Genomic DNA, 15330 nt, shown 5'->3' on the forward strand with positions numbered 1-15330 from the left:
TGTGGTTGTGGTTGTGGTTGTGGCTGTGGCTGTGGCTGTGGCTGTGGCTTTTGACGTTGATTTTGATGTCGATCTTGATCTCTCGCCCCTTCGGCAGGCCGAGCGTAGGTGTTCATCAGGGGGTTAGGCGCGTAGCGCCGTGCGGCGAAGCCGCACACATCGAGAGGAGGTCGTCGCGAAGCAGACCGTAGGCGATGCCCTCTGATGGACACCGTAGCGAGGGTACATCGAGCGAAGCGAGATGCCGTACGCCGGGGCGAAGACTTTTTGGTTACTTTTGAGGCGTTTGTCAAAAGTGACTCGCTGTAAGAGCGAAACCGCCAGCCGCCATCACCAAAGCAACGGATATACACCCAACCCAAAACCAAACCCAGTCGGCCCTCAGGCCGCTGAGACCATTCAGAGCACACAAACAAAAACGGCCCCTATATAAATAGAGGCCGTTCCCGGTACAACTCAAGACGTTATCGCAAGACAGGTCTTATTTGCGGTCTTCCAGCTTGGTAATGTCACGCGACTCATAGCCAGTGTACAACTGGCGCGGACGGCCAATCTTGTACGGGCTGGAGAGCATTTCTTTCCAGTGGGAGATCCAGCCGACAGTCCGCGCCAAAGCGAAGATCACGGTGAACATGCTGGTCGGAATGCCGATCGCCTTGAGGATAATCCCCGAGTAGAAGTCGACGTTCGGATACAGCGAACGCTCGATGAAGTACGGGTCGGTCAGGGCGATCTCTTCCAGGCGCATGGCCAGTTCGAGTTGCGGATCGTTGTTGATCCCCAGTTCCTTCAATACTTCGTCGCAGGTCTGCTTCATGACGGTAGCGCGTGGGTCGCGGTTTTTGTAAACCCGGTGACCGAAGCCCATCAGTTTGAACGGATCGTTCTTGTCCTTGGCCTTGGCGATGAACTTGTCGATGTTCGATACATCGCCAATTTCGTCCAGCATGGTCAGGACAGCTTCGTTCGCGCCGCCGTGGGCAGGGCCCCACAGTGCAGCGATACCAGCGGCGATACAGGCGAACGGGTTGGCACCCGAAGAACCTGCCAGGCGTACGGTCGAAGTCGAAGCGTTTTGCTCGTGGTCGGCATGGAGGATGAAGATCCGGTCCATTGCCTTGGCGAGTACCGGGCTGATCGGTTTGATCTCGCACGGGGTGTTGAACATCATGTGCAGGAAGTTTTCCGCGTACGTCAGGTCGTTGCGCGGGTACATCATGGGTTGACCCATGGAGTACTTGTAAACCATCGCTGCCAGGGTCGGCATCTTGGCAACCAGGCGGATCGCGGAGATTTCGCGATGCTGCGGGTTATTGATGTCGAGGGAGTCGTGGTAGAAGGCCGAGAGGGCGCCGACTACACCGCACATGACGGCCATTGGGTGGGCGTCGCGACGGAAGCCGTTGAAGAAGGTCTTCAACTGCTCGTGAACCATGGTGTGGTTCTTCACGGTGCTGACGAACTGGGCCTTCTGTTCTGCGGTCGGCAGTTCGCCGTTGAGCAGCAGATAGCAGGTTTCCAGGTAGTCCGACTTTTCAGCCAGCTGTTCGATCGGGTAGCCGCGGTGCAGCAGGATACCGTTGTCGCCGTCGATATAGGTGATCTTCGACTCGCAAGAGGCGGTCGACATGAAGCCAGGGTCAAAGGTGAAACGGCCCGTGGCCGTCAGGCCCCGAACATCAATTACATCGGGACCAACGGTGCCGGTTAAAATGGGCAGCTCGACGGGGGCTGCGCCCTCGATGATCAACTGCGCTTTTTTGTCAGCCATGTGGCCTCCTATTTATGCTTGAAATCATCAGACAGACCCCCCACGCAGGGCCCGCACCACTATAGTGAGATAAATTCGAATGTCAATTTGCCTAAAGTCTTGCTCCAGAAGGCTTTAACCGGACTTTTTCCTCGAAATTACCTGCCATTTACGCCTTTTATCCGACTTGTGCAATGCGCTATTAGGGGAAGGTGATTGCGTTGTCATTAGTAGCCTAACTGTCTATACTCGGCCTCCGACCGCCAGGGGCTTTTGGGCCTGCTTTGCTGGGGGTCGCACTCCCTGGGTGGTGGGTACCTGACCAGTGCACTCCCCAACAACTTTGCCCTGATTGTTAGGGGCTCTTCAGTGTGAAAAAAAGCCGTGAATAGCCAACGACCTGTAAACCTAGACCTAAGGACCATCAAACTCCCAGTCACTGCTTACACGTCCATTCTTCACCGAATCTCCGGTGTCATTCTCTTTGTCAGCCTGGCCATCATGCTTTATGCATTGGACAAATCGCTGAGCTCAGAAGAAGGCTTCGGTCAGGTGAAAGCGTGTCTGACCAGTCCGCTAGCCAAGCTAGTGATTTGGGGCATCCTGTCCGCCTTGCTGTATCACTTGGTTGCCGGTGTGCGCCACTTGATCATGGACATGGGCATCGGTGAGACGCTTGAAGGCGGCAAACTGGGCTCGAAAATCGTTATCGCCGTTTCCGTGGTGGTAATCGTTCTGGCAGGAGTTTGGATATGGTAACTAACGTCACGAACCTGTCGCGTTCGGGCCTCTATGACTGGATGGCACAACGTGTGTCTGCGGTCGTTCTCGCGGCTTATTTCATTTTCCTGATCGGATACGTCGTTGCCCACCCAGGCATCGGCTACGCCCAATGGCATGAACTGTTCGCAAGCAACTGGATGCGTATCTTCAGTCTCCTGGCCCTCGTTGCCCTCGGCGCTCACGCCTGGGTCGGCATGTGGACCATCGCGACCGACTACCTGACGCCAATGGCGTTCGGCAAGTCCGCCACTGCGATACGTTTCCTCTTCCAGGCAGTATGCGGCGTTGCAATGTTCGCCTACTTCGTCTGGGGTGTGCAGATTCTTTGGGGTATCTGATTCATGTCTACTACAGTTAATACGCTTTCGTTCGACGCCATCATCGTTGGCGGCGGCGGTGCCGGCATGCGCGCTGCCCTGCAGCTGGCACAAGGTGGTCACAAGACTGCCGTGGTAACCAAGGTTTTCCCGACTCGCTCGCACACCGTATCCGCACAGGGTGGCATCACCTGCGCCATCGCGTCCGCTGATCCGAACGATGACTGGCGCTGGCACATGTACGATACCGTCAAGGGTTCCGACTATATCGGTGACCAGGATGCTATCGAATACATGTGTTCCGTAGGCCCGGAAGCGGTTTTCGAGCTCGAGCACATGGGCTTGCCGTTCTCCCGTACCGAACAGGGCCGCATTTATCAGCGTCCGTTCGGCGGTCAGTCGAAAGACTTCGGTAAAGGTGGCCAGGCTGCCCGTACTTGCGCCGCTGCCGACCGTACAGGTCACGCACTGCTGCACACCCTGTACCAGGCCAACCTGAAGGCCGGCACCGTATTCCTCAACGAATACTATGGCGTCGACCTGGTTAAGAACGAAGACGGCGCCTTTGTCGGCATGATCGTCATCTGCATCGAAACCGGCGAAACCTCCTACGTCCGTGCGAACGCTACTGTGTTGGCGACCGGCGGTGCAGGCCGTATCTACTCGTCCACCACCAATGCCCTGATCAACACCGGTGACGGCGTCGGCATGGCTCTGCGTGCTGGCGTGCCGGTACAAGATATTGAAATGTGGCAGTTCCACCCGACCGGCATCGCCGGCGCCGGTGTACTGGTTACAGAAGGTTGCCGCGGTGAAGGCGGCTACCTGATCAACAAGCACGGTGAGCGTTTCATGGAGCGTTATGCTCCGAACGCCAAAGACCTGGCTGGTCGTGACGTGGTTGCTCGCTCGATGGTTAAAGAAATCATCGCCGGCAACGGTTGCGGTCCGGACGGCGACCACGTAATGCTGAAACTCGATCACCTCGGTGAAGAAGTTCTGCACAGCCGTCTGCCAGGCATCATGGAACTGTCCAAGACCTTCGCCCACGTCGATCCAGCCGTGTCGCCGATCCCGGTCGTTCCAACCTGCCACTATATGATGGGCGGCGTGCCGACCAACATTCATGGTCAGGCAATCACCCAGGACGCTGAAGGCGTTGACCAGATCATTCCTGGCCTGTTCGCAGTAGGCGAAGTGGCTTGCGTATCGGTTCACGGTGCCAACCGTCTGGGCGGCAACTCGCTGCTCGACCTGGTGGTATTCGGTCGTGCTGCCGGCCTGTTCCTGGAACAGACCCTGAAAGAAGGCGTCGACTACGCTCGCCCACGTCAGTCCGACATCGACGCTGCCCTGGCACGTCTAGACGGCCTGAACGCGCGGACTGAAGGCGAAGACGTCGCTACCCTGCGTAAAGAACTGCAAAGCTGCATGCAGAACTACTTCGGTGTGTTCCGTACCGGCGAATACATGCAGAAGGGTATCGCCCAGCTCGCTGACCTGCGTGGCCGTATCGCCAACGTCAAGATCAACGACAAGAGCCAGGCGTTCAACACCGCTCGTATCGAAGCGCTGGAACTGCAAAACCTGCTGGAAGTGGCCGAAGCCACTGCCATCGCTGCAGAAATCCGCAAAGAGTCCCGCGGCGCTCACGCCCGTGAAGACTACGAAGACCGCGACGACGAAAACTGGCTGTGCCACACCCTGTACTTCCCGGGTGACAAGCGCGTAACCAAGCGTGCCGTGAACTTCTCGCCGAAGACTGTTCCGACTTTTGAACCTAAGATTCGGACTTATTAAGGGTGGCTGCCATGTTGAAAGTCAGTGTTTATCGCTACAACCCTGATCAGGACGCCGCGCCGTTCATGCAGGAATTCCAGGTCGATACCGGTGGTAAAGACCTGATGGTGCTGGACGTGCTGGCCCTGATCAAAGAGCAGGACGAAGGTTTCTCCTATCGTCGCTCTTGCCGTGAAGGCGTTTGCGGTTCCGACGGCATGAACATCAACGGCAAAAACGGCCTGGCCTGCGTCACGCCGCTGTCCGCTGTCGTAAAAGGTAACAAGCTGATCGTTCGTCCGCTGCCAGGTTTGCCGGTTATCCGTGACCTGGTCGTCGATATGAGCATCTTCTACAAGCAATACGAGAAGGTGAAGCCATTCCTGCAGAACGACACGCCGGCTCCGGCCATCGAGCGTCTGCAGTCCCCTGAAGAGCGTGAAAAGCTCGACGGTCTGTACGAGTGCATCCTGTGCGCTTGCTGCTCGACCTCTTGCCCGTCCTTCTGGTGGAACCCGGACAAGTTCCTGGGTCCAGCTGCCCTGCTGCAAGCGTACCGCTTCCTGGCAGACAGCCGTGACACCAAGACTGCCGAGCGTCTGTCTTCGCTGGATGACCCGTTCAGCGTATTCCGCTGCCGCGGGATCATGAACTGCGTCAACGTCTGCCCGAAAGGCCTGAACCCGACTAAGGCCATCGGACACGTACGTAACATGCTGCTGCAAAGCGGCGTGTGATTCAGGCTGTAATCGCAGGACCGCTGTACCCGTAGATGCTACGGCGCAGGCTTCAACCGGCGCCGTAGTTTTAACCTGAGCAGTAGCCCATAAAGCTGCCGCTCGTATTTTGAAGAAATGAGACAAGCAGGGGCATCCGGGCTGGTACCCGGACTATCAGCGTGATCCTAAGTGGCTTGTTTTAGTCGCTGCATTCGGACTTCTGCAAGTTTGCTCGGTGTCGACGCCGGTGGTGTTCCCCTAACCGAGGGTGACCAAGCATGCAAGAAAGCGTGATGCAGCGCATGTGGAACAGCGCCTACCTATCCGGTAGTAACGCTGCCTATGTGGAAGAGCTCTATGAGCTCTACCTGCACGACCCTAACGCTGTGCCAGAAGAGTGGCGCACCTACTTTCAGAAGTTGCCTGCTGACGGCAACACTGCCACCGATGTTTCGCACTCCACAATTCGCGATCATTTCGTCTTGCTGGCAAAGAACCAGCGCCGCGCACAACCGGTTTCCGCCGGCAGCGTGAGCAGTGAGCACGAGAAGAAGCAAGTTGAAGTGCTGCGATTGATCCAGGCCTACCGTATGCGTGGCCACCAGGCAGCCCAGCTTGACCCGCTGGGGCTGTGGCAGCGTCCTGCACCTGCAGACCTGTCGATCAATCATTACGGCTTGACCAATGCCGATCTTGATACGACCTTCCGTGCCGGCGACCTGTTCATCGGCAAAGAGGAGGCGAGCCTACGCGAAATTCACGAAGCGTTGCAGCAGACATATTGCCGCACCATCGGCGCTGAATTCACGCACATCACCGATTCCGAGCAGCGCCAGTGGTTCCAGCAGCGTCTGGAAAGCGTGCGCGGCCGTCCGACGTACTCCGCCGACATCAAGAGCCACCTGCTCGAACGTGTTACTGCCGGCGAAGGTCTGGAAAAATACCTGGGCACCAAATACCCGGGTACCAAGCGTTTCGGTCTGGAAGGCGGCGAGAGCCTGATTCCGATGCTCGATGAGCTGATCCAGCGTTCCGGTTCCTACGGCACCAAGGAAATCGTGATCGGCATGGCCCACCGTGGCCGTCTCAACGTGCTGGTCAACACCTTCGGCAAGAACCCGCGCGAGTTGTTCGACGAGTTCGAAGGCAAGAAGAAGGTCGAGCTGGGTTCCGGTGACGTTAAATATCACCAGGGCTTCTCGTCCAACGTCATGACCGCCGGCGGTGAAGTTCACTTGGCCATGGCCTTCAACCCGTCCCACCTGGAAATCGTTTCTCCAGTGGTCGAGGGTTCGGTTCGCGCCCGTCAGGATCGTCGTAACGACCCTACCGGTGAGAAGGTTCTGCCGATCTCCATCCACGGTGACGCGGCATTCGCCGGTCAGGGCGTGGTGATGGAAACCTTCCAGATGTCGCAGACCCGCGGTTTCAAAACCGGCGGCACCGTGCACATCGTGATCAACAACCAGGTTGGTTTCACCATCAGCAACCCGCTGGACTCGCGTTCCACCGAGTACGCAACCGACGTCGCGAAAATGATCCAGGCGCCGATCCTCCATGTGAATGGTGATGATCCGGAAGCCGTATTGTTCGTGACCCAGCTGGCTATCGACTACCGCATGCAGTTCAAGCGTGACGTGGTAATCGACCTGGTCTGCTACCGTCGTCGCGGCCACAACGAAGCTGACGAGCCAAGCGGCACCCAGCCTCTGATGTACCAGCAAATCACCAAGCAGCGCACCACCCGTGAGCTGTACGCCGAACGCCTGACTCAGTCCGGTGTGGTGGATGATGAGCGTGTACAGGCCAAGATCGACGAATACCGCAACGCGCTGGACAACGGTCTGCATGTTGTGAAAAGCCTGGTCAAAGAGCCGAACAAAGAGTTGTTCGTGGACTGGCGTCCGTACCTGGGCCACGCCTGGACTGCACGTCACGACACGCGTTTCGACTTGAAAACCTTGCAGGAACTGTCCGCCAAGCTGCTGGAAATTCCAGAAGGCTTCGTGGTTCAGCGCCAGGTTTCGAAAATCTACGAAGACCGTCAGAAAATGCAAGTCGGCGGCCTGCCGATCAACTGGGGTTACGCCGAAACCATGGCGTACGCGACCCTGGCGTTCGAAGGTCACCCGATCCGCATGACGGGTCAGGACATCGGTCGCGGTACGTTCTCGCACCGTCACGCTGTCTTGCACAACCAGAAAGACGCGGGCAGCTACATCCCGTTGCAGAACCTGTACAAGGGCCAGCCACGTTTCGACCTGTTCGATTCGTTCCTGTCCGAAGAAGCCGTACTGGCGTTCGAATACGGTTACTCGACCACCACGCCTGAGGCGCTGGTGATCTGGGAAGCCCAGTTCGGCGATTTCGCCAACGGTGCCCAGGTGGTTATCGACCAGTTCATCACCAGTGGCGAGCACAAGTGGGGCCGTCTTTGCGGTCTGACCATGCTGCTGCCGCACGGTTATGAAGGTCAGGGTCCGGAGCACTCTTCGGCTCGTCTGGAGCGTTACCTGCAGCTGTGCGCCGAGCACAACATTCAGGTTGCCGTGCCGACTACACCGGCCCAGATCTACCACTTGCTGCGTCGTCAGGTGATTCGTCCGCTGCGCAAGCCGTTGATCGTGCTGACACCGAAGTCGCTGCTGCGTCACAAACTGGCCGTTTCGACCCTGGAAGATCTGGCCGAAGGTTCGTTCCAGACCGTTATCCCGGAAATCGATGTTCAAGACCCGAAAAAGGTCGAGCGCATTGTTCTGTGTAGCGGCAAGGTCTACTACGACCTGCTGGAAAAACGCCGTGCCGAAGGTCGTGATGACATCGCCATCGTGCGTATCGAGCAGCTGTACCCATTCCCTGAGGACGACTTGAACGAAGTCCTGGCTCCGTACACCAACCTCAAACATATCGTTTGGTGTCAGGAAGAGCCGATGAACCAGGGTGCCTGGTACTGCAGCCAACACCACATGCGCCGCATCATTGGCAATCACAACAAGGCACTCGTTCTCGAGTACGCCGGCCGTGATGCTTCTGCTGCACCTGCTTGTGGTTATGCATCGATGCACGCTGAGCAGCAGGAAAAACTGTTGCAAGACGCCTTTACTGTTTAACGCCTTCGCGCACCTGAAACCGAATTTAAGGACCCACAGATAATGGCTATCGAAATCAAAGCCCCCACTTTCCCGGAATCGGTTGCCGATGGCACCGTTGCCACCTGGCACAAAAAACCAGGCGACGCCGTCAAGCGTGATGACCTGATCGTCGATATCGAAACCGACAAAGTGGTACTGGAAGTGTTGGCTACCGCCGACGGCGTGCTGGGCGCAATCGTCAAGAACGAAGGCGACACCGTTCTGTCCGACGAAGTCCTGGGCTCGATCGAAGAGGGCGGCGCTGCTGCTGCCGCTCCAGCTGCTGCCGCTGCTCCGGCCGCTACACAAGCTGCTGCCCCGGCTGCCGAAGGCGAAGACGATCCTGTTGCTGCACCGGCTGCTCGCAAGCTGGCTGAAGAAAACGGCATCAACATCGCTTCCGTTGCCGGCACCGGCAAAGGCGGTCGTGTAACCAAGGAAGACGTCGTAGCCGCTGTTGCTGCCAAGAAAGCCGCTCCGGCTGCCGCACCTGCCAAGGCTGCTGCTCCGGCCGCCGCTGCTCCTGTGTTCGCTGCTGGCGACCGCATCGAGAAGCGCGTACCGATGACCCGCGTGCGAGCCACCGTTGCCAAGCGTCTGGTAGAAGCTCAGTCGAACATGGCGATGCTGACTACTTTCAACGAAGTCGACATGACCGAAGTCATGGCCCTGCGTTCGAAGTACAAGGACCTGTTCGAGAAGTCCCACAACGGCGTACGCCTGGGCTTCATGTCGTTCTTCGTCAAGGCTGCCACCGAAGCGCTGAAACGCTTCCCGGCTGTCAACGCGTCGATCGACGGTGCTGACATCGTTTACCACGGTTATGCCGACGTCGGCGTGGCTGTTTCCAGCGACCGCGGCCTGGTTGTACCGGTCCTGCGTAACGCCGAACTGATGAGCCTGGCTGAAATCGAAGGCGGCATCGCTGCTTTCGGCAAAAAGGCGCGTGACGGCAAGCTGTCGATGGACGAAATGACCGGTGGTACGTTCACCATCACCAACGGTGGTACCTTCGGTTCGATGATGTCGACTCCGATCGTCAACCCGCCGCAAGCGGCCATCCTGGGCATGCACAACATTCTGCAGCGTCCTATGGCGATCAACGGTCAGGTCGTTATCCGTCCGATGATGTACCTGGCTCTGTCCTACGATCACCGTCTGATCGATGGCAAAGAAGCTGTGACCTTCCTGGTTACCATCAAGAACCTGCTGGAAGACCCGGCTCGTTTGCTGCTGGATATCTGATAGAAGCGGCTGCAGGTTTCAAGCTTCAAGCTGCAAGCAATTGCAGCTTGGCTTGAGGCTTGCGGCTTCAAGCTTGTTGCCAAAAGAGGATTTTTTGAATGTCGCAGAAATTTGACGTAGTAGTGATCGGTGCGGGCCCTGGCGGCTACGTGGCTGCCATCAAAGCAGCGCAACTGGGTCTCAGCACTGCCTGCATCGAGAAATACACCGACAAGGAAGGCAAACTGGCTCTGGGCGGTACTTGCCTGAACGTCGGCTGCATTCCATCCAAGGCGCTGCTGGACAGCTCCTGGAAATACAAGGAAGCCAAAGAAGGCTTCGCGATCCACGGTATCAATCACGCTGGCGTGACCATGGACGTGGCAGCAATGGTTGGCCGTAAAGCCAACATCGTCAAAGGCCTGACCTCTGGCGTTGCTACCCTGTTCAAGGCTAACGGCGTTACTTCCCTGCAAGGCCACGGCAAACTGCTGGCCGGCAAGAAAGTCGAGCTGACCAAGCCAGACGGCACCGTTGAAATCATCGAAGCCGAGAACGTGATCCTGGCTTCCGGTTCGCGTCCGATCGACATTCCACCGGCTCCGGTTGACCAGAACGTGATCGTCGATTCGACCGGCGCGCTGGAATTCCAAACCGTACCTAAGCGTCTGGGCGTGATCGGCGCTGGCGTGATCGGTCTGGAGCTGGGTTCGGTCTGGTCCCGTCTGGGCTCCGAAGTCGTGGTTCTGGAAGCGCTGGAGAAGTTCCTGCCAGCCGCTGACGAAGCCGTTTCGAAAGAAGCCTTCAAGACCCTGACCAAACAAGGTCTGGACATCAAGCTGGGCGCTCGCGTCACCGGTTCCAAAGTGAATGGCGACGAAGTCGTTGTGAACTACACCGATGCCAATGGCGAACAGAACATCACGTTCGACAAGCTGATTGTTGCCGTTGGTCGCCGTCCAGTGACCACCGAGCTGCTGGCAGCTGACAGCGGTGTGAACATCGACGAACGTGGTTTCGTTTTCGTTGACGACCAGTGCGCTACCAGCGTTCCGGGCGTTTACGCAATCGGTGACGTGGTTCGCGGCATGATGCTGGCGCACAAGGCGTCCGAAGAAGGCATCATGGTTGTAGAACGCATCAAGGGCCACAAAGCCCAGATCAACTATGACCTGATCCCGTCTGTTATTTATACTCACCCGGAGATCGCGTGGGTCGGTAAAACCGAGCAAACCTTGAAAGCTGAAGGCGTTGAAGTTAACGTCGGCACTTTCCCGTTCGCAGCCAGTGGCCGTGCCATGGCAGCCAACGACACCGGCGGTTTCGTGAAAGTCATTGCTGATGCCAAGACTGACCGCGTACTGGGCGTCCACGTGATTGGCCCGAGCGCTGCAGAACTGGTTCAGCAGGGCGCGATCGGTATGGAATTCGGCACCAGTGCCGAAGACCTGGGCATGATGGTTTTCTCCCATCCGACCCTGTCCGAAGCCTTGCACGAAGCTGCTCTGGCAGTGAATGGCGGCGCCATTCACATCGCCAACCGCAAGAAGCGTTAAGACAAGACAATAAGAAACCACGGCGGAAGGCCCGTCGTGAGCCTTGCGTGCAAGACTCACCGCGGAATGTCCGCCGGACGCAGCCTTGCGTAGTCTCACCGGTTATCCGGAACACCTACGCAAGCAGCAGTCACAGGTGGTGCGGCACTTGAATAAGTGCAGCACCGAATGCGCAGTACCTAACGAAGACGGTAATAAGCATGAATCTTCACGAGTATCAGGGTAAGCAGCTGTTCGCTGAATACGGCCTGCCAGTATCCCAGGGTTTCGCCGTAGACACCCCGGAAGCAGCAGCAGAAGCGTGCGACAAAATCGGCGGGACCGAATGGGTTGTCAAAGCCCAGGTTCACGCAGGTGGTCGCGGTAAAGCGGGCGGCGTTAAGCTGGTTCGCAGCAAAGAAGACGCCAAAGCATTCGCTCAACAGTGGTTGGGCAAGCGTCTGGTGACTTACCAGACTGATGCCAATGGTCAGCCAGTCACCAAGATCCTGGTTGAATCGTGCACTGATATCGCTAAAGAGCTGTACCTGGGCGCTGTCGTTGACCGTTCGAGCCGTCGCATCGTGTTCATGGCTTCCACCGAAGGTGGCGTGGACATCGAGAAAATCGCTCACGACACTCCAGAAAAAATCCTGAAAGCCACTATCGATCCACTGGTTGGCGCTCAGCCATTCCAGGGTCGCGAGCTGGCATTCCAGTTGGGTCTGGAAGGCAAGCAAGTTGCTCAGTTCGCCAAGATCTTCGTAGGTCTGGCCAAGCTGTTCAAGGATCACGACCTGGCTCTGCTGGAAGTGAACCCGCTGGTGATCAAGGCTGACGGCGATCTGCATTGCCTCGACGCCAAGATCAACATCGACGCCAACGCCATGTACCGTCAGCCTAAGCTGAAGACTTTCCACGATCCGTCGCAAGACGATCCGCGCGAAGCGCACGCTGCCAAGTTCGAACTGAACTACGTAGCACTGGAAGGCAACATCGGTTGCATGGTCAACGGTGCTGGCCTGGCCATGGGTACCATGGACATCGTCAACCTGCATGGCGGCAAACCAGCCAACTTCCTCGACGTGGGCGGCGGTGCTACCAAAGAACGCGTTACCGAAGCGTTCAAGATCATCCTGTCCGACACTAACGTCGCTGCAGTACTGGTCAACATCTTCGGCGGCATCGTTCGTTGCGACATGATTGCCGAAGGCATCATCGGTGCAGTGAAAGAAGTCGGCGTGAAAATCCCGGTTGTTGTTCGCCTTGAAGGCAACAACGCTGAGCTGGGCGCTAAAGTACTGGCAGAAAGCGGTTTGAACATCATCGCTGCTACCAGCCTGACCGACGCTGCTCAACAAGTTGTCAAAGCTGCGGAGGGCAAATAATGAGCGTCCTGATCAATAAAGACACCAAAGTTATCTGCCAGGGTATTACCGGTTCGCAAGGTAGTTTCCACACCCAGCAAGCCATCGAATACGGCACCAAGATGGTGGGTGGCGTTACTCCTGGTAAAGGCGGCACCGAGCACCTGGGTCTGCCAGTGTTCAACACCGTGAAAGATGCTGTAGCTGCCACTGGCGCCACCGCCAGCGTTATCTACGTTCCAGCTCCTTTCTGCAAAGACTCCATCCTGGAAGCAGCATTCGGCGGCATCAAGCTGATCGTTTGCATCACTGAAGGCATTCCTACCCTGGATATGCTGGATGCCAAGGTCAAGTGTGACGAACTGGGCGTAGTCCTGATCGGTCCTAACTGCCCAGGCGTGATCACTCCAGGCGAATGCAAGATCGGCATCATGCCAGGTCACATTCACTTGCCAGGCAAGGTCGGTATCGTTTCCCGTTCCGGCACCCTGACCTACGAAGCTGTGAAGCAAACTACTGACGCCGGTTTCGGTCAGTCGACTTGCGTCGGCATCGGCGGTGACCCGATCCCGGGTTCGAACTTCATCGACATCCTGAAGCTGTTCCAGGAAGACCCGAAGACCGAAGCGATCGTTATGATCGGCGAGATCGGCGGTTCGGCTGAAGAAGAAGCGGCTGCCTACATCAAGGCACACGTGACCAAGCCGGTTGTTTCCTACATCGCTGGTGTGACTGCCCCTGCGGGCAAGCGCATGGGCCATGCTGGCGCAATCATCTCTGGCGGCAAAGGCACTGCAGACGAGAAGTTTGCTGCCCTGGAAGACGCAGGCGTTAAAACCGTGCGTTCGCTGGCAGACATCGGCAAGGCTTTGTCCGAGCTGACCGGTTGGGCGATCAAGTAAGCCTCGCGCTTAGCTGACGCTTCACCAGACAAAGGCCACCTTCGGGTGGCCTTTGTTGTTTCTGAAGATCAAAAGATCGCAGCCTTCGGCAGCTCCTACAGTTTGAGCGCAATCCCATGTAGGAGCTGCCGAAGGCTGCGATCTTTTGATCTTTGCTGTTTTTGATGAAATTTAGATATGTAAACGCGACACAGAAATGTCGCGTATCGGATAGTTCGCCCTCTAACAGTGCGTTCGTCGGGCAAATTCGTTAGGCTAGCAGCCATTTTTGCGTCCGCAGCCCACAAGGCCGCTACGCGCTAAACGGGTTGGTCCTATACGGATCGACAGCATTTCCCTCACCCAACAGGGAAATCCCTCTCTAAATTCCGATTCAGTAGTGTGGTATTTCCTTAATGAAAGTGTTGAAAGGCCAGGACATCCTGGCACTTGGTTTTATGACATTCGCCCTGTTTGTCGGGGCTGGCAACATCATCTTCCCGCCTATCGTCGGTTTGCAGTCCGGGCCTCATGTCTGGATGGCGGCGCTGGGTTTCCTGATCACGGCGGTCGGTTTGCCAGTGATCACCGTGGTCGCGCTGGCCAAGGTCGGCGGTGCCATGGATGCGTTGAGCAGCCCGATCGGTAAAGTCGCCGGTGGCCTGCTGGCCGCTGCGTGCTACCTGGCGGTCGGCCCGTTGTTCGCCACGCCGCGCACTGCAACCGTGTCCTTCGAAGTGGGCCTGGCGCCGTTGACCGGCGAGAGCCCGCTGGCACTGTTCCTCTACAGCTCGGTGTACTTCCTGCTGGTGTTCTTCATCTCGCTGTATCCGGGCCGTCTGCTGGATACCGTAGGACGTTTCCTCGCGCCGCTGAAGATCATCGCCCTGGCCGTGCTCGGCATCGCCGCGTTCGCCTTGCCGGCCGGTGATATCGGCGTGGCCACCCCGGAATACGTGGCGGCACCGTTTTCCCAAGGCTTCATCAATGGTTACCTGACCATGGATACCCTGGGCGCGCTGGTGTTCGGCATCGTTATCGTTAACGCGATCCGCTCCCGTGGTGTCGAATCGCCTGCGCTGATCACCCGTTACGCGATCATTGCCGGGATGATTGCCGGCGTCGGTCTGGCGCTGGTGTATGTCAGCCTGTTCCGTCTCGGTTCGGGCAGCCATGAAGTGGCCGCTGGTGCCGCGAACGGCGCGGCCGTCCTGCATGCCTACGTGCAACACACCTTCGGTTCGCTGGGCAGCGGTTTCCTCGCGGTGCTGATCTCGTTGGCCTGCCTGGTGACGGCGGTCGGCCTGACCTGCGCCTGCGCCGAATACTTCAGCCGCGTGCTGCCACTGTCCTACAAGACACTGGTGATCATCCTGGCGGTGTTCTCGCTGTTTGTGTCCAACCTGGGCCTGACCAAGCTGATCGCGTTCTCGATCCCGGTGCTGACCGCGATCTACCCGCCGTGCATCGCTCTGGTCGCCCTGAGCTTCTGCAAGGACTTCTGGCGTGAGCAGAGCCGCATTGTCGGTCCGGTGATGCTGGTGTCGTTCATCTTCGGCCTGATCGACGCGCTCAAGGGCGCCGGCCTGGCGGACTGGATGCCGACGCAGCTGTCGCACCTGCCGCTGAGCGAGCAAGGCCTGGCGTGGTTGGTGCCGTCGGTGATGACCCTGGTCGTCGCCGCCGCGTGCGACCGCATGCTGGGCAAGCGCGACGAAGCCTTGGCGTAAACCTGATCGCCCGTCACAAGCGGGCAGTCGGTTAAACAGAAATGCCCCGTATCAATCGATACGGGGCATTTTTTATGGGGATGAGGCAGTGTCTTTTTCCGCGAGCTAACGTCG

Annotated in this window: 11 protein-coding genes; 10 read left to right on the forward strand and 1 reads right to left on the reverse strand. The window is 57.7% G+C overall.

Annotated features, from left to right (window positions below; all coding sequences use genetic code 11):
- Window positions 1-481: 481 nt before the first annotated feature.
- The gene (gene gltA, locus LOY68_RS08735) at window positions 482-1771 is read right to left on the reverse strand and encodes a citrate synthase (RefSeq protein ID WP_003222994.1); all 1290 of its coding nucleotides are present in this window, start codon (window positions 1769-1771) and stop codon (window positions 482-484) included.
- Window positions 1772-2134: 363 nt separating this feature from the next.
- Here gltA and sdhC point away from each other — a divergent pair, with 363 nt between their 5' ends.
- The 10 genes from sdhC to brnQ all read left to right on the forward strand — a co-directional run bounded on the left by sdhC (window position 2135) and on the right by brnQ (window position 15216).
- Window positions 2135-2509: a succinate dehydrogenase, cytochrome b556 subunit gene (sdhC, locus tag LOY68_RS08740; RefSeq protein WP_054615726.1), complete on the forward strand. Its 375-nt coding sequence runs from the start codon at window positions 2135-2137 to the stop codon at window positions 2507-2509.
- Complete coding sequence (gene sdhD / locus LOY68_RS08745; protein WP_027922414.1) at window positions 2503-2871, forward strand: succinate dehydrogenase, hydrophobic membrane anchor protein; 369 nt, start codon at window positions 2503-2505, stop codon at window positions 2869-2871. Before sdhC ends, sdhD begins: the two co-directional genes overlap by 7 nt.
- A 3-nt stretch (window positions 2872-2874) precedes the next feature.
- Window positions 2875-4650 carry a succinate dehydrogenase flavoprotein subunit gene (gene sdhA, locus LOY68_RS08750; protein ID WP_054049455.1) on the forward strand — a complete coding sequence of 592 codons (1776 nt, stop codon included), beginning with the start codon at window positions 2875-2877 and terminating at the stop codon, window positions 4648-4650.
- Between the two features lie 11 nt (window positions 4651-4661).
- Window positions 4662-5366 carry a succinate dehydrogenase iron-sulfur subunit gene (locus LOY68_RS08755; protein WP_054049457.1) on the forward strand — a complete coding sequence of 235 codons (705 nt, stop codon included), beginning with the start codon at window positions 4662-4664 and terminating at the stop codon, window positions 5364-5366.
- A 260-nt stretch (window positions 5367-5626) separates the two neighbouring features.
- Window positions 5627-8458, forward strand: a complete 2832-nt coding sequence (locus tag LOY68_RS08760) for a 2-oxoglutarate dehydrogenase E1 component (protein ID WP_054049460.1) — start codon at window positions 5627-5629, stop codon at window positions 8456-8458.
- Window positions 8459-8500: 42 nt separating this feature from the next.
- The gene (gene odhB / locus LOY68_RS08765) at window positions 8501-9724 is read left to right on the forward strand and encodes a 2-oxoglutarate dehydrogenase complex dihydrolipoyllysine-residue succinyltransferase (protein ID WP_265044142.1); all 1224 of its coding nucleotides are present in this window, start codon (window positions 8501-8503) and stop codon (window positions 9722-9724) included.
- Window positions 9725-9822: 98 nt separating this feature from the next.
- On the forward strand, window positions 9823-11259 hold the full coding sequence (lpdA, locus tag LOY68_RS08770; protein ID WP_054049464.1) for a dihydrolipoyl dehydrogenase: 1437 nt from the start codon (window positions 9823-9825) through the stop codon (window positions 11257-11259).
- A 200-nt stretch (window positions 11260-11459) separates the two neighbouring features.
- A complete protein-coding gene (gene sucC, locus LOY68_RS08775; protein ID WP_008148602.1) occupies window positions 11460-12626 on the forward strand; it encodes an ADP-forming succinate--CoA ligase subunit beta in 1167 nt (388 codons plus the stop codon).
- On the forward strand, window positions 12626-13507 hold the full coding sequence (gene sucD / locus LOY68_RS08780; protein WP_008148605.1) for a succinate--CoA ligase subunit alpha: 882 nt from the start codon (window positions 12626-12628) through the stop codon (window positions 13505-13507). Before sucC ends, sucD begins: the two co-directional genes overlap by 1 nt.
- A gap of 395 nt (window positions 13508-13902) precedes the next feature.
- Window positions 13903-15216 carry a branched-chain amino acid transport system II carrier protein gene (brnQ, locus tag LOY68_RS08785; protein ID WP_054049466.1) on the forward strand — a complete coding sequence of 438 codons (1314 nt, stop codon included), beginning with the start codon at window positions 13903-13905 and terminating at the stop codon, window positions 15214-15216.
- The last annotated feature ends 114 nt before the right edge of the window (window positions 15217-15330 follow it).

This window comes from Pseudomonas sp. B21-053, from assembly GCF_026016365.1.
Taxonomy (GTDB): domain Bacteria; phylum Pseudomonadota; class Gammaproteobacteria; order Pseudomonadales; family Pseudomonadaceae; genus Aquipseudomonas; species Aquipseudomonas nunensis.